The sequence below is a fragment of the Streptomyces sp. NPDC028928 genome, from assembly GCF_055564915.1.
Genome location: NZ_JBVHVI010000001.1, coordinates 152,602 through 173,877, shown reverse-complemented (window position 1 = coordinate 173,877; position 21,276 = coordinate 152,602). Strand labels below are relative to the sequence as shown.

Sequence of the window (21,276 nt, the reverse complement as noted above, 5' to 3'; positions counted from 1 at the left end):
GCCCAAGACGCTGCGCGGCCGGTAACGAAGCACTACTAGAGCGTTTCTTCTGGATCATCGTGCGGCCGTGGCGGCATTGGGTCCCCGAGGCCGGAGAAGTTCGGCCCGATCAAGCGCCCCCGCTGGCTCTGGCCACGGCTTCGGACCTCTACTTGATTCTCACCTTGAGGATGCGGTCCTTGCCGGTGCCCTGGTCGCTCGTGCCCATCCAGAGCTGGTCGGCGCCGGGGACCTTGGCGATCGCCCGCAGCCGGCCGTACGTGCCGTTGTAGTAGGCCGTCGCGTGTTCGACGTCCTCGCCGGTGGCGTCGATCGGCATCCGCCACAGCCGGCGGCCGCTCAGCGTGGTGGCGTAGATGACGTCGTTGACGACAGCGATCTGCGCGGGTACGCCTCCCTCGTCCGGTTTCCAGACCATCTTCGGGTTCGTCATGCCGGAGGTGGAGCAGTTGCCCTGGCAGGTCGGCCAGCCGTAGTTCTTGCCTGGTTTGATGAGGTTGAGTTCGTCCCACTTCTCGGCGCCGATCTCGGTCTCCCACAGGCGTCCGGCGCGGTCCCAGGCCAGTCCCTGGGGGTTGCGGTGACCGTAGCTGTAGACGCGGGTTCCGAAGGGATTTCCGGGAGCCGCGGCGCCGGTCTTGGTGATCCGCAGGATCTTTCCGTTGGGCGACTTCTTGTCCTGGGCCAGGTGGCGCTCCGAGGCGTCGCCAGTGGTGACGTACAGATATCCGTCGGGTCCGAAGGCGATCTGCCCGCCGTTGTGCCTGGTCTCCTGGGGGTCCCTGCGGATTCCTGTCAGGATCGGGGTGTAGCCGCTCAGTCCGGTGCCGTCGAAGTGCATTCTGACCACACGGTTGTCCGCGGCCGTGGTCTCCATGAAGAACACGTCCTTGTCGGTGGTGCCGTTCCAGGTCGGGGACACGGCGACGCCCAGCAGGCCGCCCTTGTCCCGTGACTCGCTCCACACCGCGCCCGGCACGGTGCCACCCTTCTTCTTGGCACCGTCCAGGGCGATCTTCCAGACCACTCCGGTGTCGCGTTCAGTTACCAGCGCCGCCTTATGGCCCCGGAGGAACGAGATCCCCCAGGGTGTCGTCAGCTTGTCCGCGAGCGTGCTGATGCCTGATGGTGCGCCACCTGCGCGGGGCGCACCCGTTCCGTCGCCATGCGCAGGGGGGACGAAGGGCCGTTCCGTCGCCGTAGCGGCCGGCCCGGACGTGCCGAAGGCCATGATGGCGGCGACAGCGGTGAACACGACCATGCCCGGCCGGGCCCAACCCAGCGACGAAAGCCTTAAGTGTGACATCCTGTTGTCCTTCCTATTCTGAAACGACTATGTGATTCCTAACCTGAATGACACGGCCGACCGCGATACCAGGGGGTGGTGCTTGTTGCTGCGCTGCATCATGAGGATCCGGTGAACAGGGCGTATCCATGACTCCTTTCCGAAATCTCAGGCGGCTCCTGAAAGTAATCAGCACCGATCTCGGTCCGTCCTGCTGACTGACCGTTTTCCGGCGTCGGACGACAGCGCACTTCAGTGAGCTTGCGGCTGACTCGTCCGCCATCGGTCCACCGACCCCAAGAGGTCCCTCCCAAGAGTGACCGCAGTCATGCGGGTGGGCGCGGATGGAGTGAACCGTGATCGAGGGCCAGGCCTAACAGCTCATTCCAGGTGGATCGGATAATCCACCTCGTCGTCGATCGCCGTGGCCTGCTGCTCTCGGTGGGAATGTCCGCCGCCAACACCCACGACAGCCAAGCCCCGCAGCCGCTCGTGCAAGGCATGGCTCACCGGCTGCCGACGTCTGCACCGCCGCTACGAGCGCAAGCCCGGCCACTTCCTGGCCTTCACCGCGCTGGCAGCGGCCCTCATCTGCTACCGCAGACTCCCCAAAGGAAAGGGCCAGCTCAGGGGCTGTGTCCGCGTCGTTTGTGGTGGCTGGTACGGGCCTGGTGTTGTCGTCGTCGGCGCCAGGTCGACCAGCGCAGGATGTGCTCGACGGGCGCGGGTCGGCGGTTGGTCACGCGGGTGATCAGCCGTCGTATCTCGGCGAGGCTGAGGCGGATGAGCTGGGAGGATCCGTTTCCGCTTTCCCGGTGTCCAGCTCGCGGACTCGCGGTCTCAGACGGTCAGCATGCGGATCACCGCAGGGAAGGCCATCAGCAGCATCACCGAGCCAGCCAAGAGAGCTCCTGGCGCGGTCATCTTCTCGCTGGCCGCGTTCGCCTCGGCGGCCTGGTCGGCCAGCGGTTCCGCATTGGCCGCCGTGGTACGGGCTCGCAGCGCCTTGATAGCGGCGGGGCGCCATCGGTGGCACTGCCGCGAATGATGTCGGCGACGTCGTCCAGGACGGGCAGGTCATACTCCGCGGTCCACTGCGCGAGCGCCTGATACGGCGGGATTGAAGGAACCGCAGCGGAGAGATAAGGACGCTGGTCCCGGTCCATTGTCAGTGGTTGCCCCTACGCTTCCTCGCGATCATCGACGAGCGACGGAGAGGCTGCCGTGACCACCGAGGACAAGACCATGAAGCGTATCGAGGAAGCCATGGCGCTGCAGCACGCAGGCGACATCGACGGCGCTCGGCAGCGGTTCACCGAGGTCTGGGGGGAGATCGCCTTGGACGGTGACCCGTTCCACCGCTGCGTCCTCGCCCACTACATGGCCGATCTCCAGCAGGACCCGCAGGACGAACTGGACTGGGACCTGCGGGCCTTGGACGCCGCCGCGTCCGTCTCCGACGACCGGGCCAAGCAGCACGACTCCTCCTTGGCCATCCGCGGGTTCTATCCGTCCCTGCACCTCAACCTCGCCGCGGACTTCCACAAACTCGGAGACACCACACAGGCCCGCACGCATCTGGCTCAGGCCCAAGAGCACCTTGACGCGCTCAACGATGACGCCTACGGCCACGGCATCCGATCGGCAATACAGCGGCTCGCCAACCAGCTCGCCGAGTAACAACGCCTGACACAATGACTTCAGTTGTCTGCCGCGGTCGTGGCTTCTGCCGATTCGCCGCCCGGCGCCCCACGACGACTCGGCTGCTCATTAGGACGGCGGCCTCGGCAACGAGGTCGGGCAGCAAGCGAGGGCTTAGCGGTGTCGGGGCCGTCATCGGCGGAGTCAGCGAGCAGCTGCGGCGCGCAGCGCTTGTCAAGATCGACACTGTGACGGCGTAGCTCGCCAGCTCCTCGGGGCGGAATGAGGGGAAGACGCCGAACAGGACCCTGAGCCGCCACCTGGACCCATGGCATCCACCAGGTCGAAGACCTGCTCCACGGTGGACGTTGGACGCTCGTCGGCCTCCTCCTGTCGATGCCTTTGGATGACGGGAGTCGGACCGGAGCAGAAGGCTCCACCAACCGTGTGCCTTTCAGCGCCCCGAAGCGCCGCAAACCCGGTTCATGGTGGGCGAAGTATCCCTACTCTGAAGGGCGCACGAACGCTCAGAGGTCTGCTCCGAGTATTGGCCTGTGTTTGATGGGGGACAGCAGGGATGGAGATCACGCAATGGGTGGCGCAGGCGGGGCCAGTGGTGTCGGCCGCGGTAGGGGCGTATGGAGCGGCGGTGCTGACGCGTGCGGAGGATGCCATGGCCGATGCGACGGTGGGATGCGGGCAGCGCCTTGTGCAGGCTGTGTGGCGGCGCGCGGACGCGGCAGGGCGAGCTGAGCTGGAGCAGGCGGTGGTAGAGCACGCCGAGGACCCGGAGGACCCCGATACAGAGGCTGCACTGAGGACAGTGCTGAAGCGGGCACTGCGGGACGATCCCGACCTGCGCGAGGAATTGGCGGCTCTGCTGCCGGTTTCGGCACCAGGCTCGGTAACCATCACAGCGTCCGGTGAACGGTCGATCGCCGCCCACCACATCGGGACCGCGATCACAGGGGACGGCCACACGCCGCGCCCATGAACGGACACGAGCCCCAGCCCTCGCAAGGAAGCTCGTTTCATGCCATGGGGAAGGGGTCGATCTCCGCCCAGCACATCGGAATCGCGATCACCGGCGACGTGTTGCCCGTAGAGTCCCCGGACGCTCCGAAGAAGGCGGAGGCGGCTCCCGGCACGTCCAACCTTCCGGAAGGCGGGTTGTGCCTGGGACGTGCGGAAGAGTTGGCCGAGCTGCGGCGCATGCTGACGAGCCAAGGAGGGGGCGCGATCACGCAGAGTGGGGCGGTGCACGGCCTTGGCGGAGTGGGTAAGACCACGCTCGCCCTCCACTACGCCCACCACCACCGCAGCCTCGGCGACTATCCGCTGGTGTGGTGGATCGACGCCGTGTCCCCAGCGTCCATCGAGCAGTCCCTTGCCGCACTGACCGAGCGATTAGTGCCGCGCTGGGCGGCTGAGGCAAACCCGGCGTCGCGGGTAGCGTGGGCGTTGCAATGGCTTGCCTGGCATCCCGGTTGGCTCCTGGTGTACGACAATGTCGAGAACCCGCAGGACCTCTCTCCCTACACGGGTGCATTGCACGGCGGGCATCATCTGGCGACCAGCCGCCGCAGCACGGGATGGCCGGACCATGCGCCAAACCTGGCATTGGGCACACTCGAGCCAGACGACGCCACCGACCTGTTGTGCCGGCTCGCGTTGAAGGACGGGCCGACAGCACGGGAGCGGGCTGACGCAGCCGTGCTCGCTGCTGAGCTGGGATTCTTGCCGTTGGCGTTGAAGCAGGCCGGGGCCTACCTCCGCCAGAACCGCGGTATCGGCATCGACGCCTACCGCCGTCGGCTGCAGACGAACATGCGGGAAGCCGCGGATGGCATCGACGCCGAACGCACCGTCGCCCGCGTCTGGCACGTCACCCTGCACACTCTGAGCAAGACCTGTCCGCTCGCGGTGCACGTGCTGGACGTCGCTGCCTGGCTGGCACCCGAGGGCATACCCCACACCCTGCTCACCCCGCCAGACAGCGACCCGTACGAGATCGCCAAGGCAATCGGGACCCTAGCTGCCTACAGCATGGTCACCGACAGCGGTACCGCCATCACCCTCCACCGTCTGGTCCAGGCCGTCCTGCGTACACCGATGCCTCGCCGCTGGTGGTCCCGGGCATGGAAACGCCGCCTCTCACGAGCACGTGCTCAAGCCGAGCGCGCGGTTCTGCAAGCCCTTCCCCCGTCGGTGAGCCAGGAAACAGCCGACGAGATCAGGTGGGACGCCCTCACGCCTCACCTGATCTCCCTCGCGGCCACCACCCCGGCGGGACATGCCACCAGCGTTCCGCTCGCCAACGCGTACAGCGCTGTTGCCCACCGCCTCCACCACCAGGGCAACACCGCTCGCGCCATCCCTCTGCTGCTCACCATCGTTGCCCAACGCGAGCAGTGCCTCGGCAACACGCACCCCCACACGTTGACCAGCCGCAACGACCTCGCCCTCGCTTACCAGGACGCGGGAGACCTCGATCAAGCCATCCCCTTGTATGAGGCCACCCTTGTCCAACGCGAACGGACCCTAGGCGACACGGACCCCCACACGTTGACCAGCCGCAACGACCTCGCCCTCGCCTACCAGGACGCGGGAGACCTCGACCGCGCCATCCCTCTGCTCCAGACCACCCTCGCCCAACGCGAACGAATCCTCGGTAACGCCCATCCCCACACGTTGACCAGCCGGAACAACCTCGCCCTCGCCTACCAGGACGCCGGAGATCTCGACCAGGCCATCCCCCTGCTCCAGATCGCTCTCGTCCAACGCGAGTACTTCCTCGGTACCGTCCACCCCCACGCCCTGACCAGCCGGAACAACCTCGCTCTTGCCTATCAGGACGCGGGAGACCTCGGCCGCGCGATTCCCTTGCTGCAGACGACTCTCGCCCAACGTGAACGGATTCTTGGTGACGTCCATCCTCATACGTTGACCAGCCGGAACAACCTCGCCCTTGCCTATCAGGACGCGGGAGACCTCGGCCGCGCGATTCCCTTGCTGCGGACGACTCTCGCCCAACGTGAACGGATTCTTGGTGACGTCCATCCTCATACGTTGACCAGCCGGAACAACCTCGCCCTTGCCTATCAGGACGCGGGAGACCTCGGCCGCGCGATTCCCCTGCTGCAGACGACTCTCGCCCAACGTGAACAGATTCTTGGCGACACCCATCCCCATACACTGACCAGCCGGAACAACCTCACCCTCGCTCTGAGAGCCGCTGAAGGCATACAACCCGAGCAGTCCAGCAACTCCACTCTCCCTTGAGGTTCGCGTGGAGGAACGGGGAGAGCCGGGCCATGTCGCTGTCCAGGACGTCATGCTCGCGCTCGGCGGCCGGAAGGCGCCGGCGCAGGGGCTCCGACGAGCGTGCGGTGACCTGTCCCATGAGCGAGCCGACGGTGCTGGGCAGCAGCACCGAGGCGACGTCGGCCAGTGCGGACTGCAGATGCCCAGGCAGAGCCCGCGCGAACCGCGTGGCGAGGCCGCCGCCGCGCAGGTACTCCTCCGCTGGACGCCGCACGCCCGCACCGGACCACCACGGTGGACGACGTCCGTATCCGCGTGGCGCATCTCGCCGCATCCCGGCCCACCACCGTCGCGGCCTGACACCATCGGACCCATGGGCAAGCACTGCCGAGCCGGACCGCCGGACCAGCCGTCCCGCGCGATCCTGCGCGCCGACGCCGACGACCCGCTCGCGGGGTACAACAAGCGGCGCCGTCCGCCGCTGGACGTCGGCGCCGGCACCGCCCGCTCCACGGCGGCGGTGGTCACCTCCGGCCCGACGAGCCGAGGGCACTGGAGGAGTGGAACGGCTTTACGTACGCGCCTGCGGGCACGGCCGCGAACCTCGCGGAGGCTCAACGGTGGGTGAACGAACAGGCGGCCGGCGACCAACCAGCGGCGTGACCGGCCAGGCGGGCGTCAGCCGACCGGCGCGAGTGCGGCGTCGTACTGCTCGACGGCCCACTCCCCGGCCTCCGAGTACGACCTGGCCGTCCTGGTCACGTCGAGGGTGGTCACCGAGCACCCGGACGAGCCCGTCACCGCCGCGCACCTGCCGGCCAGGATGGCCGAGCACAGCGACCAGGTCCTCGCCCCGGACCGGCCGGGAGCCTGCTGGACCCGTACTCCCTCGACGGCGGCCACCCCCGGCCGGCTCAGCGGCCCCGCGCCTGGCCGCGCGATCGAGCTTGAACTCCGACCGGACCGCTGCCGCTCCTCGCCAGCATGGCAAGTCCGCCCGCGCCCGGCACGCCGCATGCGGTGTGCCGTCAGCACGTGGGTGGTGATCGCCGCCCTCCTTGCCGAGGAGTCTTGGCAGGTGGCGGACCTGCCTCAGGGTTCAGCGCTCTCGGTGCCGCGCGTCGCTGGTGCGTGGTCGGCCCGGAGTGTTCATGCTGCGTCGAAGTCGGACCGGGGCCGGACCTCCACGACGAAGTCGGCATCCTTCAGCTCGCCCGCCTCGTGGTGCCAGAGGAAGACCCGCACGTGCATCGCGTGGCTCAGGCCGGTCCGCTCCCACTCGGTCATGAGGTCGCCGACGATCCGGCCGATGGCGTGCTTGGCGCCCTCGTCCGTGTCGGGAGCGGTGATCGTGCCGTGCCACCGTTCGGGGTCGCTGCCGTAGGGGCGCCAGCCCTCGGACCCGTGGGGCTCGAACACCCGGTACGCCCAGTCCGTATTGGTGTCCATAACACCGATCGTGTCACCTCAAGGAGTCTCATGCGCCGCATCGGATCGACGCCCGCCGAGCGCGGGTCCGTCGGAGCGAACAACTGCCCTGACGTCCTGGAACTGGAGGACGGTGACTTCCTCGTCATCGGCACGCTTCACCTCCTGACCGCGCCGGAGGCGGAACGGATGAACGAGGTGGGCGCCTCGATCGGCGAGGATGAGGCCGTGGTCCTCGTGCCCCGCGACTGCGTCCTGGCCGCTGTGAAGCAGCTGGCGTCGGAGGGGGTCACCGGCTGACCAGCGCCAATCGGGCCCTCTTGGCCTACTCCCGCACGTAAGCCGGTCGAGACCCGACCCGGTCCTCAGAACGGTCCGGCACAGCACTTGGTGTAAGGGCCCGCCTACGAAAGACACCACAGCGGATACGGAGAGTAACTGTTACTCCAGCGCAACGGGGGAGGGACAGTGTCGTAGCACCCACCGGCCCCCGGCCCTGCGGAAAACCGCAGGGCCGGTGCTACGGAGAACGGTATGCCGTTCGATGGCAATCCTCGTACTGCGGCTGAACTGGGGCTCTTAGGTTGGAGATCGTCGGGGCGCCCGCCTCGGCCCCGTCGATGCGCCACCTTGGAGACCACCATGCCTCACCTGACTCAGGCCCTGTCCCAGGAGCCCGCGGACGGCATTGCGGGGTGGGCTGCCGACCTCGTGGACAAGATGGGAGGCCTCGGCGCCGGCCTGGCCATCGCCCTGGAGAACCTCTTCCCGCCGCTGCCCAGCGAGGTGATCCTGCCACTGACCGGATTCGCCGCGGGGCAGGGCGTGCTCAGTCTCGCGTCGGCGCTGTTCTGGACGACGCTCGGTTCGGTGGTCGGCGCGGTCGCCTTGTACTGGATCGGCATGCTCTTCGGCCGAGAACGGATGTTCGCTCTGTGGGCGAGGCTGCCGTTGGTGAAGACCTCGGATCTGGAGCGCACCGAGGCATGGTTCGCCAGGCACGGCACCAAGACGGTCTTCCTCGGCAGGATGGTGCCGATCTTCCGCAGCCTGATCTCGGTGCCCGCCGGCCTGGAGCGGATGCGGATGCCCGTCTTCATCATGCTCACCACGCTCGGCAGCCTGATCTGGAACAGCATCCTGGTGTTGGCCGGCTACTGGCTGGGTGATCAGTGGGATGTGGTGGAGACCTACGTCGGCATACTGAGCAAGGTGGTCCTGGCCTTGGTGGCCGCCGCCCTGGTCATGTACCTGGCCGTCCGGCTCAAGGGCCGCAACAAGGCCCAGCACCGCCGCATCTGATGCGCCCCGGCCCGCTCCCCGATAGCCCGGCCGTGTTCGTGCCCACAGCCCCGGACGATCTTGTCCGTGGCTGTCCGGCCGCGCTAGGCTCGGCGCCCGTGCACGAGGAGCTGAGAGGCGCGGCGTCCCGCGGGCCAGCAGGAGCCCTCGGCGCCCCGGGCCCCGGAGCCACTCCGACTGCCGACCCGACGCCCTCGTGGCGCCGCCGCGGTACAGGCCTCCTGCTCGGCTGCCTGACCGCGCTGCTGGGTTCCCTCTACTTCCTCGTCGTCGGCGCCGCGCTCGGCCCGTTCCTGCTGTGGCCGCGCACCCGGACGGACGCCCTCGGCGTACTGATGACCGGCGCGCGCACCTTGACGGCGCTCGAACGCAGCCGCCGCTCGGTGTTCTTCGCGGACCGCTTCCCCGGGCTGTACACGGCGTCCGACCGGAAGATCCTGCGCTACCTCGCCGTACGCTGCTACACCGGACTGCTGTGCGCGGTCGTCATCGCGCTGCTCGGCTTCGGCGCCGTACTGGCCGGGCTGCTGGTCTACGGCCTTGCGCGGGGCAGCCTCGGCTGGGAGGAACTGCTGACGCAGGTGGTGCTGGGCGGCGTGCTGCTCTTCCTCGACATCCAAGGCCTGCACTCGCTGGCCGCCCTGGACGCCCGCACCGCCCTCGAGTGCTTCGGACCCTCCGAGCGGGAGCTGCTCCAACAGCGCATCGACGAACTCGCAGCCAGCCGCGCCGCGGTGGTGCGGGCGGTGGACGCCGAGCGACGGCGCATCGAACGCGATCTGCACGACGGAGTGCAGCAGCGCCTGGTCGCGCTCGCCATGCTGCTCGGGCGGGCCCGGCGCAGCCGTGACCCCGAACGGACCGACGCGCTGCTGCGGCAGGCGCACGAGGAGTCCCAGGGGGTTCTCACCGAACTACGCGAAGTGGCCTGGCGGGCCTACCCCTCAGCGCTGGACAGCGTCGGTCTGCGGGAGGCGCTCGGCGGAGTGGCCGAACGGTGCAGCATCCCGCTGCGCATCCGGTACGAGGTCGGCACGCCCTTGCCTCAACCGGTGGAGACTGCCGCCTACTTCGTGGTGTCCGAGGCCGTCACCAATGCCGCCAAGCACTCCTCCGCCACCGCCATCGAGGTGCGGGTCGCGCTCGTCGGCGAGCGCCTCACCCTGCGGATCGAGGACAACGGCAAGGGCGGCGCGGACCCCTCCGGCAGCGGCCTGACCGGATTGCGCGGCCGCATCGCCGCGCTCGACGGTGTCCTGTACGTCGACAGCCCCCTCGGGGGACCCACCATCGTCACCGCGGAGCTGCCATGCGCGTGATCCTGGCCGAGGACTCGGCCCTGCTGCGAGAGGGCCTGGTACGGCTGCTCGCCGACGAAGGCCACGAGGTTGTGGCGGCGCTGGGCGACGCGGTGACGTTGCTGGAGCAGGTCGACAAGCACCAGCCGGACATCGTCGTCGCCGACATCCGGATGCCCCCCACCCACACGGTCGAGGGCCTGCGGGTGGCGGTGGAAATCCGTGAGCGCCGGCCGGAGATCGGCGTGCTGGTCCTCTCGCAGCACATCGAGCGCAACTACGCGGTCCAGCTTCTGGCGTCCAACGCCGAGCGGGTCGGCTACCTGCTCAAGGACCGAGTGGCCCAAGTGGAGGAGTTCCTGGACGCCTTGGAACGCATTCACGCGGGCGGGGCCGCGATCGACCCGGAGGTCGTACGGCAGTTGCTCATCCGCACCACGCACGGCGATCCGCTCGCCCGGCTCACCCCGCGCGAGCGCAGCGTGCTGGAGGCGCTGGCCCAGGGGTACACCAACACGGCCATCGCACAGCAGCTGCATATCTCGGTCAGTTCGGTGGAGAAGAACCTCAACGCGGTCTTCGACAAACTGGATCTGAGTCACACCACCGGCTACAACCGGCGCATCCTCGCGGTACTGCGCTATCTCGAGTCCTGACACCGTGTCCCGTACCCCAGTGGCGGCGGTCGGGCCGGTGCCAGGGCCGTACCTCGACGCGGGACCAGTCGTAGATGCGTAGGCCGTGAGCCCCGCTGCCGTAGCAACGACGCTTCCATTTGTGCCGGGCAAGACCGTTGGACAGGTCCAGCTCCGACCGCCGGCCCTCGGAGCCGATCTGGCAGTTCTCCGTCCGCCCGGCAGTACCGGCGTACTGCCGCCGCACCCACCACCTAACTCCCGCCTTGTTCGGTGATCTGTTTCCTCAGGGCATCGGTAAAGCCTGATCGGCTGTCCAAGTTGAAGAAATGCCCTCCGGGTATCACCGTGTGCTCGAACGCACCGTGCGTGTTGGCCCCCCAACCGATCATGGCGCCGGCCGGCAACTCTGGATCATCCTCTCCGGCGTACGCGCTTATGGGGCAGGACAGCAGCGGCATGGGGCGGAAGGCGTAGGTGTCGGTGAGTTCGAAGTCCGCCCTGAGCGTGGGAAGCAGCATCTGCCGCATCGACCGGTCCTCCGCGATCTCGGGGGGCACACCCCCCATCTCGCTGACGACTTGCCACAGCGCCTGATCGGTGAGTTTGTGTCGCTCATGCCCTGTCGGGTTGTCCTGTGGAGCCTCCATGGCGGAGACGATCAGCTGCCGGGGGTGCATGGCGTAGCCGAGTGAGAACAGTCGGGCCGTCTCGAAGGCGATCAAGGCGCCCATGCTGTGACCGTAGAGCATGTAGGTACTGCCCAGACGAGGGCGGAGTGCGGGCGCGAGTGCGCGGACCAGGGGGCGGACGTCGGTGAAACGGGGTTCGGCGGACCTGCTCTCTCTGCCGGGAAGGCGCACGATGAGGGGGCGGACGAGGTCGCGCAGCGACAGGGCCAGCCGCCAGTATGCTGCGGCGCCCGCTCCCGCGTGAGGGAACAGGACCAAGGTCGGCAGTGATGAGGGGGCGTCGGCTTCCAGGAACCACTCGCCCGGCGTTGTGGAGTTCACCGCGGCTACCTCGTCGCGAGCGTGCTGGCCCGAACGGACAGGAGATTGGCCTCGTACTGGGTGCGGCACAGGCCGCGCTGCCGCTTGCCGGAGGTGGTCTTGGGCAGTGTTTTCGGTGAGACCAGTACGACGTCGTGCGGCGCGTACGACAGCTCCTGGGAGAGCGTCTCGCGCACGGTGTGGGCGAGCTCCTGCGCGGACGCGCCGGTCAGGCTGGTCTCGGCCACGACGATCATGTTCTCGCTGGCCTGGAGCGAGAACGCCATGACGTTGCCCAGCCGGATGCCGGGGATGCGTTCCGTGGTGAACTCGAAGTCCTCGGGGTAGAGGTTGCGGCCGGCCACGATGATCATGTCCTTCTGCCGTCCGCAGACGTAGAGGCGGCCGTTCAGAGAGAAGCCCAGGTCCCCGGTCACGAGACGTCCCACGTGGTCCAGCAGGGGTACCGGGTGGGGGCTGCCGTCGGCCGTCCAGTACTGGTCGACCACCCCGGGGCCCTGAACGCGGATCGAGCCGATCCGGCCGTCGGGCAATGGCGCGCCGCTGTCGTCCGTAATGGTCACGGTGGTCGCAGTGATCGGGGTGCCGCAGTCCACGAAGGTCCGGCCGGAGCCGCCCGCCTCCACCTCCAGCGCCACACCGTCCTCCAGAGCGGCCCGGTCGACCGTGACACTCGTGTACAGCTCGTCGTGCCGGCCCATGGTGACTGCCAGGGTCGCCTCGGCGAGGCCGTAGGAGGGCGCCATGGCTGTGCGGGGCATGCCGTACTTGAGCGCGGTCGTCGTGAAGCGTTGGAGACCCTCGGCGTCGATGGGTTCGGCGCCGTTCACTGCGTACCGCAGCGAGGACAGGTCGTAGCCGCCACGCCTGAGAGAGAGGTAGTGGTTGGCCAGTCCGTAGGCGAAGTTGGGTGCCACGGTGGCGGCGGCACGGTAGGTGGCGATGGTTTCGAGCCAGGCTCCCGGCCGGGCGCTGAATGTCTGCGTCGCCATGGTGCAGGCGGTGTAGCCATGGGCTATGGCGCCGGTCAGAAGGATCATGCCCATGTCGTGGAAGAGGGGGAGCCAGGAGACGAAGGTGTCTGTCGCCGTCAGCCCTCCGGCGGCGAAGACTTCATGAGAGTTGGCCACCAGCTGGCCCTGAGTGACGGCGACGGCTCGCGGAAGGGCGGTCGTGCCGGAGGTGAACTGGAGCAGGGCCGTGTCGTCCGGGCTCGGCAGCGGGGGAGGTGCGCCGGGTGAGGAAGAGGCCAGGGCCGGGAAGTCGGTCACGGGTGCCGACACCTTGCCCGTCAGGGCGGATGCCGCCTGCGGATCGGTCACCACCAGCGACCCGTGCGCTGCCGCCACCCTGCGCTCGGTGAGGTCGTGCAGCTCGTCAACGCCACCCGCACGCGGCAGCGGCAGGACGGTGACCGCCGCGCCGGCCCGCCAGATGCCGAACAGCGTGGTGATCAGGTCCAGGGACGTCCGGCCGAGCACACACACGCGATGGCCCGGCCCGACTCCGTACCGGCGGCGCAGTGATCCCGCGACGGCCTCGGCACGGGCACGCAGTTCGCCCAGGGCGAGGGAGGCAGGCCGCAGCTGGTCGTCGAGGAAGATCAGCGGCCGGTCATGGGGTTGGGGCGCCAGACGCTCGACGATGGACGGCTGGTCCGTCATGGGATGGGTTCCTCCTCGTCAGTGGGCGAGCCAGTGCCGCAGAACGTCGAGTTCGGCCGGAAGCTCCATGGGCGCGGGGTGACCGAGGGCCCCGACGGTGATGTCGTCGCCGATCTCGCGCAGAAGGTCGTCCGCGCCGGGGGTGCAGGCCACGATGAGTCGGCCGGAGACAAGGCCCGCGAGAATCTCCAGGCGAGGGTTCTTCGGGTCGCGGGCCGGCAGCACTCCCGGGTGATCGGGGCTCAGTGTCACTCCCCGGGGGGCCCACAGGGCGTCCGAGTGCCCGAGGTAGTTGAAGAGCACCGGCGCGGGTGCCTTCCGGATCGCGGGCTCGCAGAAGGTGGCGAGCAGTTCGTAGTGGTTTCCGGCGGCCGGGGCCCGGCGGCGTGCCTCGCCTGTGACGGCTGCCGCCTCGCGCAGCGTCAGGTCCGGCAGGGCCGGTACGTCCAGCGGCCACCGGGTGGCCAGCCTGCCGAGGATGCGGGCCGGGTTCAGTCCGTCGGGGGGCAGATCACGGCCGTGCGCGTCCAGGTCGACACGTACCACGTCGGCTCCCGTGCGCTTCGCCACCGCGCGGGCTGTCGCCGCCAGCAGGAGGTCCGGGACGGCTGACGTCTTCACGAGGGCCGCGGTCGCTTGCGGGTCGAGTGCGATGAGCGCCGGCTCGTCCGGCGTCGGCTCGTTCAGGGGGACCGGTCGGGGGACGTCCTGGAGCCGGAGCCAGTACGCGAGTTCGCCCCGTACGTCCGGGTCCTCGGCCCGGGAGCGCACCAGCTCGGCCCAGGCCACGACCGAGTCCGCGGGCGCGAGGGCGGCTTCTCCCGTCGCGGTCACCTGGTCGTAGGCGGAGAGGAGGTCCTCGCACAGGATCCGGCAGGAGTAGTTGTCGCAGATCAGCTGGTTGACGACGATGAGCAGCTGCTGCCGTCGCGCCCCCTGGAAGGCGGCGACGCGCCAGAGGGGAGCGGCGTCGATGTCGAGGGAGGACTGCAGGCTCAGGCTGACGTCCTTGACGGTGCGCTGGGCCACCTCGTCCGCAGCGTCGGTGAGATCCACCCAGGTCAGCGGTACCTCGAGCTGGTCCAGCGTCCGGACGCGCCCCGTCCAGCCGGAGTCCCCTGCGACGAACGAGAGCCGCAGTGCCTCGTGGTGGCGCAGCAGCGTGCGCATCGCGACCTTGAGGGCAGTGCGGTCCAAGGGTTCGGTGACGTCGAAGAGCAGGACGTAGTTCTGGCTCTCCGGGTGGTTCCACTCGTCCAGGAGCGCCAGCTGTCTCGGGAGGAGGGCGGCCTCTCCGTCACGGGGCGTGCGGGACCCGGTGTCGGCCGGTCGCGCGATGGCGGCGAGCGCGGCGACGGTCTGGTGGGCGAAGAACTCTCGGGGGGATACGACGAGACCGGCGTCCGCCGCCTTGGCGATCACCTGCATCGCCAGCAGCGAGTCGCCGCCCAGCCGGGTGAACTCCGTGGTGTCGTCGATCGCGTCGACGCCGAGCACCTCGCACCAGATCTGGGCGAGTACGCGTTTCGCCACGGCGCTGTCGGCTGCGGCCGGGGCGATGTCCGGCACGGTGGACGGTGCGGGGAGGCGAGTTTCGATCGTCGGGCATTCGAGAGGCTGTACGCGGCGGAGGGCGGCGTCCGCCCACGCGGCGCCCTCGGAGGACAGTCGCTCCACGAGACCCACGTACTGCTGGAACATGCCGTCGAGATCGCGCTCGTCAAACAGTTCGTCAAGCGAGTCCCAGTTCAGTACGAGTTCTCCGTCGTACTCGAAGACCTGGTGGTCGATGTGGACCTGGGGGGTGTGCACGATGCCGCCGACCATGGTGCCGAGCCCGCTGACCGCCTGCCCGAAGTCGGCGCCGGCCGAGTCGAGGGCGCTGGTGAACACCACCGGCATGGCCGCGCGCGCCGGGCCGTGCAGTCGGGCCACCTCCCGGAGCACGCCGATGCCGGTGAACTCGCTGTGGTCGAGGTCCCTGGCCAGCTGTGTCTGTAGTGCCCTCGCGCGGTCGGCGAAGCCCGCCGCCGGGTCGGGAGCCACCGCGAGGAGGTTGACGGCGGTGAAGTCACCGATGATCTCGCTCACTTGGTCGTGGACCGGTAGGCGCTTGTTCACCGTCACGTTCAACGTGAACGGGTAGCCGTCGGACCACGCGGCCAGGGTCTCGGCGTAGGCGGTGGCGAGTGCGGCCGACGGTGTGATGCCGTGCTGTGCGGCATTTCGCCGTAGCGCACTCCACGCCTCGGCGGTGATGCGGTGGGTGCGACGGGTGAAGTGCGGTTCGGCGACGTCTGCGGGGTCGGTCACCAGGGGAAGGCGGGGGGCCGGCGGCAGGTCGGGGACCCGCGCCGTCCAGTAGTCCCGGGCGCGCTGGTGGCGTGGGGTCCCTTCGGTGCCTGTCATGGCGAGGTGGTAGTCCCGGAACGTCAGCGTCAGGTCGGGCCAGCCGCGGTCGGGCTCGGCGTAGCGGGCGGCCAGTTCGGTGAGGAACACGGCGACCGTGCCGCCGTCCGCGATCAGGAGGTCCAGGCAGACGTGGAGCCGGCTCGATCCGGCGAGCCGGCTGACCCTGACGTCGAAGAGCGGACACTTCCCGGGGTCGTAGATCTTCTCGCTGCATTCGCGGCGGATCCGGGCCAGTTCCGCCTCGGTCCCGGCCGGGCCGAGGTGGCGCAGGTCGGTCACGGGGACCCGGTAGGGCGGCACTTCTTCCTGCACGTGCCACTGGCCGTCCGGGCCGATGACGGCACGCAGCATGTCATGGCGCCGCACCATCCCTTCGACGGCCGCGGACAGGCGGTCGGGGTCGAGGTCGTCGGCGGTCAGCTCGATGTAGAAGGAGGCCGCGACGTTGCCCAGGTCGAAGAAGCCGTTGCGGCCCAGCAGGTATGCCTGTTGCAGATCGGTGAGGGGGAAGGGCTTGAAGCGGTCCTCCGGCGTCGGAACCACCTGGGGCGGCTCGGCCGGTTCCGGGGCGGCGTCGGAGGCCGGTCGCCGACGGCGTACCAGGTCGGCGAGCTGAGCGATGGTGGGGTGGGCGAACACGTCGGCGACGGTGACCCCGACCCCGGCGTCGCCGGCCGCTCGGACCAGGCGCACGGCGAGGAGCGAGTCGCCGCCGATCTTGAAGAAGTCGTCGTGGACCTTCACGCCGGCCAGGCCGAGGACCTCCTGCCACGCGGACGCCAGCGCCTGCTCGGTGGCGTCCCGGGGCTCAGCCTCGGTCGGTGCGGCGGAACAGCCCCGGTCGCGGGCCGCGGTCTCCCGGAGGCGGCCGACGTCGACCTTGCCGTTCGCCGTGAGAGGGAGCGCGGCGAGCACGAACACCTCGCTGGGCACCATGTAGGCGGGCAGCACCTGGCGGGTGTGGTCGATGAGCCGAGCGGGCAGGGAGGCTACCTGACGGGCCAGGAGCGGCGAATTCGCCGCCGTAGCCACGTCGACGGGATCGGACAGGGCGACCGCGTACGTGCGCACTGCTGCCTCGGCGTCGTGGGGGGAGAGGGTGAACACCGCGTCGAACGTGCCGGTGGCCGCTTCCGGACGGTAGAAGAACTCGCATGTGTAGCCGTGCCGTTCGGCGAGGTCGATGAGCGTCGAGGGCGCCGTACATCGCAGTGCCTCGGTCTCCGGCCAGACCACGTCCTCGTACTCCGCGAGTGAGCAGCCGGCCACCGCCGAGTCGTCGAGCCGCTCCGCCCAGGCGAGGTCGCGTTCGAGCCGCTCGTTGACCACACCGCTCAGGCAGACGGTCGGCTGCCGAAGGCTCAGCAGCCGTGCGAGTTCCGGCAGCGCGCTCAGGCTGTCGGTCCACGGCAGCGCGACGGAGAACGGAGTGGCGGCCGCCGTGTCGTTGAACAGCATCGCGTCGTACCGGTAGTCGGCCATCTCGGTGTCCGCGCGCCCGGGACGGGGCAGCACCGCGGTCCGGCAGCCGAGCCCCGCCCAGAACAGCCGCGGGTCCACGACCAGTTCGTCCTCGGTCAGTTCCCGCTGCCGGAGTCGCCAGGCCAGATCACGGACGAGGTCCTGTGGTCCGGACCGCGCGCGCTCGACGGCGGCGTGGAACGCACGGAGCAGGCGCAGGTCCCGGACGTCCCCGAGGTAGAGCATCCCGCCGGGCCGGAGCGTGGACAGCGCGAGTCGTACGGTGTCCATGAGGTAGTCGGCCGAGGGGAAGTACTGCACGACCGAGTTGATGACGACACAGTCGAAGTGCCCGCGCGGAATGCCACTGAAGTCGCTCGCCTCGCGATGCAGGAGGGTGGCCCTCGCGGACAGCCCCTCCCGTTCAAGGTGGCGGGTCAGGTCCTCCAGGGTGCGCGCGGACAGGTCGGTACCCACATACTCCACGCACTCGGGCAGCAGCCGGGAGGCGATCAGGCCGGCCCCGCAGCCGATCTCCAGCACCCGGCGCGGACGGTGGGCCAGGACGCGGCGGGCGGTGACGTCGGCCCAGTCGGTCATGTCCGCCTCGGAGATCATCCCGCCGGTGAAGCTGTCGGCCCATCCGGCGGTCTGCGCGGCGGATTCGGTGCGGAGTGAGTCGAAGACCTGCTGCCAGTCGGTCACCTGTGCCCTGGCGCTCGCGTCGGGATCCGCCGAGCCTTCGCGGCTCGTGGTCACGAAGGCGAGCAGCCGGTTGCCCTCCGCGACGGCCACCGCCCGCTGTACGACGGGGTGCTCGGTGAGGGTGTGCTCGATCTCCCCCAGCTCGATGCGGTAGCCGTTCACCTTGACCTGGCCGTCGTCGCGGCCGAGGAACTCGATGGTCCCGTCCGGGTGGTAGCGGCCGACGTCGCCGGTGTCGTAGAGCCGTTCGCCGGTGTGGGGGTCGGGCACGAAGCGTTCCGCGGTCCGTTCCGGGTCCCGCCAGTAGCCGCGTGCGAGACCGATGCCGCCGATGAACAGCTTTCCGGCCACCCAGTCCGGGCAGGGCCGCATGGCGTTGTCCAGGACGTGGAAGGTCTGATTGGCCAGCGGTGTGCCGTAGGGGACGGACTTCCAGCCGGGAGCGGGGGCGTCGATCGGGTGGTGGATGGACCAGATGGAGGCTTCTGTCGCGCCGCCGAGGCTGATGATCTCGATCGGGCCGTTCTTCTGTGCCCTGATGCGGTCCGCCAGCGTCACCTCGATCCAGTCACCGGACATGAGGACCAGGCGCAGTGGTGCGACCGCCTTCAGGGACGGCTGGGCCTCGGCGTAGGTGACGTACATCTGCATCAGGGCGGGGACCGTGTTCCAGACCGTCACCTGATGCCGGGTGACCAGTTCGGACCAGCGATGGGGGTCGCGGTCGGCCGCGGGCTCGGGTACGACCAGTGCCCCGCCGGCCGCCAGGATGCCGAAGACGTCCCAGACCGACAGGTCGAAGCTGAGCGAGGAGAGGGCCAGGACACGGTCGCCGGAGCCGACGCCGAATCTGGTGTTGATGTCCCAGGTGGTGTTGACCGCGCCGCGATGGTCGATCATGACGCCCTTGGGCTCACCGGTCGAGCCGGAGGTGAAGATGACGTAGGCGAGATCGGTGGCGCTCTGTACGTCCGTCAGCGGTGCGTCCATCTCGTGTCCCCAACGGCTGGGGTCCGAGACGTCGAACACGGTGAGTCCGGGGGGCCATTCCAGGCGGTCACGTACCGACGTCTGCGTCAGGACGAGGTCGACTTCGCCGAGCGCGAGGAGCCGGCGGATGCGGTCGCCCGGGAGCGACGCGTCGATGGGCAGGTACGCGGCACCGGAGTACAGGACGGCGAGGACGGCGACGACCTGTTCCCAGCCCTTCTCCATGACGACGGCGACCAGTTGGTTCGGGCGGGCACCGGCCCTGCGCAGGCCCCGGCCGATACGGCAGGCCATGCGGTCCAGTTCCCCGTAGCTGATGGCGCGGTCGGCAGTGATCACCGCGGGCTCGGTGCTCCGTCCCGTCAGGGCCGTACCCAGCCTGTGCAGCAGCGTGTCCGGCACCGGAGCGGCGGTCTGGTTGGCCCTGCGGCGCTCGACCAGCTGGCGGGCGGGCAGCCGTACGGTTTCGCACCGGGCCCAGGCATCGTCATCCCCGGCCAGTTGCTCCACGAGTTCGCGGTAGGCGGCGAACATGTCGTCGAGCACTCCCGGTACGAAGGCCGCGTCGACGGAATCCCAGGTGATGTGCAGTTCGCCTCGGTGCTCCAGAGTCAGGCACTCGAGGGTGAGCTGTGGCGCCTGGGCCAGGGTGTAGTGGATGCCGGTCAGCCAGTCCGGGGCGAAGTCGTCACTGAATCCGGAGCCCACGAAGGTCGAGAAGACGACGGGTGAGACGGCGGCTGCGGGACCCGACCGGCGTGCGAGTTCGCGCATCACGCGGATACCGCTGTACTCACGGTGGTCGAGGTCTTCCCACAGCTGTGTCTGGAGGGCCGTGGCGCGCTCGGTGAACGGCCGGCCGGCGTCCGAGTGGACCTCCAGCAAGGTCAGCGTCGTGAAGTCGCCGATGACCTTCTCGACCTGCTCGTGCACGGGGCGGCGGTTGTTCACGGTCACGTTGAAGGTGAAGTCCGCCGACCGGGACCAGCGGGCGAGGACATCGGCGTAGGCCGCGGCCAGAGCGGTGGAGGGGGTGAGTCCGCGCGCGGCGGCCCTGTCCTTGAAGGTCTGCCAACGCTGCGCGGACAGGGCGTGGTGGCGGCGGTGGAAGCGCGGGCTGTCGATGGCCGTCAGCGGGGCTGCCAGGGGCAGTACAGGGGCCGGGGGCAGCGTGTCGAGCCGGTCAGTCCAGTACTTGCGTGCCTCGTCCCTGCGCGCGAGCTCCAGGCCGTCGACCGCCCGCTGGTAGTCCCGGAAGGCCAGGCCCGCCGCCGGCCACTGCCGGTCGGGATCCGCGTAGCGTTCGGCGAGTTCCTCGATGAGCACCGCGAACGACGCGCCGTCGCAGATCAGCAGATCCATTCCGAAACGCAGCAGGCCCCGGTGGCTGTCCAGGCGGCTGAAGTGCAGGTCGAACAGCGGCCACTGCCCCACGTCGCGTCGCTTGCCCGTCATCTCGGTGCGGAGGGCTTCGAGCCGCTCGTGCTGCTCCGTGGCCGGCAGCGTCGACAGGTCTTCTCTGACGAGGGTGAAGTCGGGCACCTCGGGCAGAACCTGCTGCCGACCGTCGTCCAGGACGACCGCGCGGAGCATGTCGTGGCGCGCGATCGCCGCGCGCACCGCCCGCTCGAACCGGTCGACGTCGAGATCGACCGTGGCCAGCTCGACGTAGAAGGAGGCGTCCACGTTGCCCAGTTCGTGGCTGCTGTCGCGGCCGTACAGGTACGCCTGCTGGACGTCGGTGAGGTCGAACGGCTCATAGCTGCTCGCGGGGTCGGCGAGGGCCTCCTGTGTACGAGCGCCGGCCGGGTCCGGTGCGGCGGCGAGGAGCAGTTCCGTCAGCTGGGGGACGCTGACGCCGGCGACCAGGGAGCGCAGGGGCACCAGCACGCCGAAGGCCGCGTCGAGCACCGCGCGGATCTGGGTCGCCTGCAGCGAGTCGACCGCCAGCGGCTCTTCCTCGGGCACGTCGCCGGTCGGGATCCCGGTGATCGAGGACAACAGATCGATCAGACCTACGCAGATGTACGCGCGCCGGTCTTCCGGCGTTCCGCTCGATCCGGTGCCCAGCGCCATCGTCTCGACAGCGCGCTCGATGGATGACTCAGAACGATCGTCCATTTCCCTTCCCCCCTCCGAGGCCGGGCCCGGGATGCCAGGCCCTGCTGAATGAACGTC

Annotated in this window: 14 protein-coding genes and 3 pseudogenes; 9 read left to right on the top strand and 8 right to left on the bottom strand. The window is 69.2% G+C overall.

The window, feature by feature from the left end; translation table 11 throughout:
• Nucleotides 1-148 precede the first annotated feature (148 nt).
• Nucleotides 149-1,231, bottom strand: coding sequence for a PQQ-dependent sugar dehydrogenase (locus ACZ4U1_RS00840; RefSeq protein WP_467900012.1), 1,083 nt, complete (start codon nt 1,229-1,231; stop codon nt 149-151).
• A gap of 456 nt (nt 1,232-1,687) precedes the next feature.
• Here ACZ4U1_RS00840 and ACZ4U1_RS00835 point away from each other — a divergent pair.
• A pseudogene (locus ACZ4U1_RS00835) lies at nt 1,688-1,892 on the top strand (hypothetical protein); the annotation flags it as partial.
• Between the two features lie 617 nt (nt 1,893-2,509).
• On the top strand, nt 2,510-2,965 hold the full coding sequence (locus ACZ4U1_RS00830; protein WP_467897874.1) for a hypothetical protein: 456 nt from the start codon (nt 2,510-2,512) through the stop codon (nt 2,963-2,965).
• 191 nt (nt 2,966-3,156) lie between these two features.
• Here the strand turns inward: ACZ4U1_RS00830 and ACZ4U1_RS00825 are convergent.
• A pseudogene (locus ACZ4U1_RS00825) lies at nt 3,157-3,319 on the bottom strand (tyrosine-type recombinase/integrase); the annotation flags it as partial.
• A 184-nt stretch (nt 3,320-3,503) separates the two neighbouring features.
• On the opposite strand from ACZ4U1_RS00825, the gene ACZ4U1_RS00820 reads away from it, so the two are divergent.
• The 3 genes from ACZ4U1_RS00820 (at nt 3,504) to ACZ4U1_RS00810 (ending at nt 6,853) form a co-directional block, all read left to right on the top strand.
• Nucleotides 3,504-3,920 carry a hypothetical protein gene (locus tag ACZ4U1_RS00820; protein ID WP_467897872.1) on the top strand — a complete coding sequence of 139 codons (417 nt, stop codon included), beginning with the start codon at nt 3,504-3,506 and terminating at the stop codon, nt 3,918-3,920.
• Nucleotides 3,917-6,208 carry a tetratricopeptide repeat protein gene (locus tag ACZ4U1_RS00815; protein ID WP_467897869.1) on the top strand — a complete coding sequence of 764 codons (2,292 nt, stop codon included), beginning with the start codon at nt 3,917-3,919 and terminating at the stop codon, nt 6,206-6,208. The genes ACZ4U1_RS00820 and ACZ4U1_RS00815 overlap by 4 nt, the downstream gene beginning before the upstream one ends.
• Nucleotides 6,209-6,574: 366 nt before the next feature.
• Entirely contained in the window at nt 6,575-6,853 is a 279-nt protein-coding gene (locus tag ACZ4U1_RS00810; RefSeq protein WP_467900010.1) for a DUF6087 family protein, read from the top strand.
• A gap of 15 nt (nt 6,854-6,868) precedes the next feature.
• Here ACZ4U1_RS00810 and ACZ4U1_RS00805 read toward each other — a convergent pair whose 3' ends face one another.
• On the bottom strand, nt 6,869-6,991 hold the full coding sequence (locus ACZ4U1_RS00805; protein ID WP_467897868.1) for a hypothetical protein: 123 nt from the start codon (nt 6,989-6,991) through the stop codon (nt 6,869-6,871).
• A 348-nt stretch (nt 6,992-7,339) separates the two neighbouring features.
• Nucleotides 7,340-7,639, bottom strand: a complete 300-nt coding sequence (locus ACZ4U1_RS00800; RefSeq protein ID WP_467897865.1) for a hypothetical protein — start codon at nt 7,637-7,639, stop codon at nt 7,340-7,342.
• Between the two features lie 30 nt (nt 7,640-7,669).
• Between ACZ4U1_RS00800 and ACZ4U1_RS00795 the strand changes: the two genes are divergently transcribed.
• From ACZ4U1_RS00795 to ACZ4U1_RS00780, 4 genes are all read left to right on the top strand, one after another.
• Nucleotides 7,670-7,918: a hypothetical protein gene (locus ACZ4U1_RS00795; RefSeq protein ID WP_467897862.1), complete on the top strand. Its 249-nt coding sequence runs from the start codon at nt 7,670-7,672 to the stop codon at nt 7,916-7,918.
• Between the two features lie 342 nt (nt 7,919-8,260).
• The gene (locus tag ACZ4U1_RS00790) at nt 8,261-8,920 is read left to right on the top strand and encodes a DedA family protein (RefSeq protein ID WP_467897859.1); all 660 of its coding nucleotides are present in this window, start codon (nt 8,261-8,263) and stop codon (nt 8,918-8,920) included.
• A 98-nt stretch (nt 8,921-9,018) separates the two neighbouring features.
• Nucleotides 9,019-10,239, top strand: coding sequence for a sensor histidine kinase (locus ACZ4U1_RS00785; protein ID WP_467897856.1), 1,221 nt, complete (start codon nt 9,019-9,021; stop codon nt 10,237-10,239).
• Nucleotides 10,230-10,874, top strand: coding sequence for a response regulator (locus ACZ4U1_RS00780; RefSeq protein ID WP_467897854.1), 645 nt, complete (start codon nt 10,230-10,232; stop codon nt 10,872-10,874). Before ACZ4U1_RS00785 ends, ACZ4U1_RS00780 begins: the two co-directional genes overlap by 10 nt.
• A 12-nt stretch (nt 10,875-10,886) precedes the next feature.
• Here the strand turns inward: ACZ4U1_RS00780 and ACZ4U1_RS00775 are convergent.
• The 4 genes and pseudogenes from ACZ4U1_RS00775 to ACZ4U1_RS00760 form a co-directional block, all read right to left on the bottom strand.
• A pseudogene (locus ACZ4U1_RS00775) lies at nt 10,887-11,022 on the bottom strand (IS701 family transposase); the annotation flags it as partial.
• Between the two features lie 85 nt (nt 11,023-11,107).
• Complete coding sequence (locus ACZ4U1_RS00770; protein ID WP_467897851.1) at nt 11,108-11,866, bottom strand: thioesterase II family protein; 759 nt, start codon at nt 11,864-11,866, stop codon at nt 11,108-11,110.
• 5 nt (nt 11,867-11,871) lie between these two features.
• Nucleotides 11,872-13,530, bottom strand: coding sequence for an AMP-binding protein (locus ACZ4U1_RS00765; RefSeq protein ID WP_467897849.1), 1,659 nt, complete (start codon nt 13,528-13,530; stop codon nt 11,872-11,874).
• A gap of 18 nt (nt 13,531-13,548) precedes the next feature.
• The gene (locus ACZ4U1_RS00760) at nt 13,549-21,219 is read right to left on the bottom strand and encodes an amino acid adenylation domain-containing protein (protein ID WP_467897847.1); all 7,671 of its coding nucleotides are present in this window, start codon (nt 21,217-21,219) and stop codon (nt 13,549-13,551) included.
• Nucleotides 21,220-21,276: the final 57 nt, after the last annotated feature.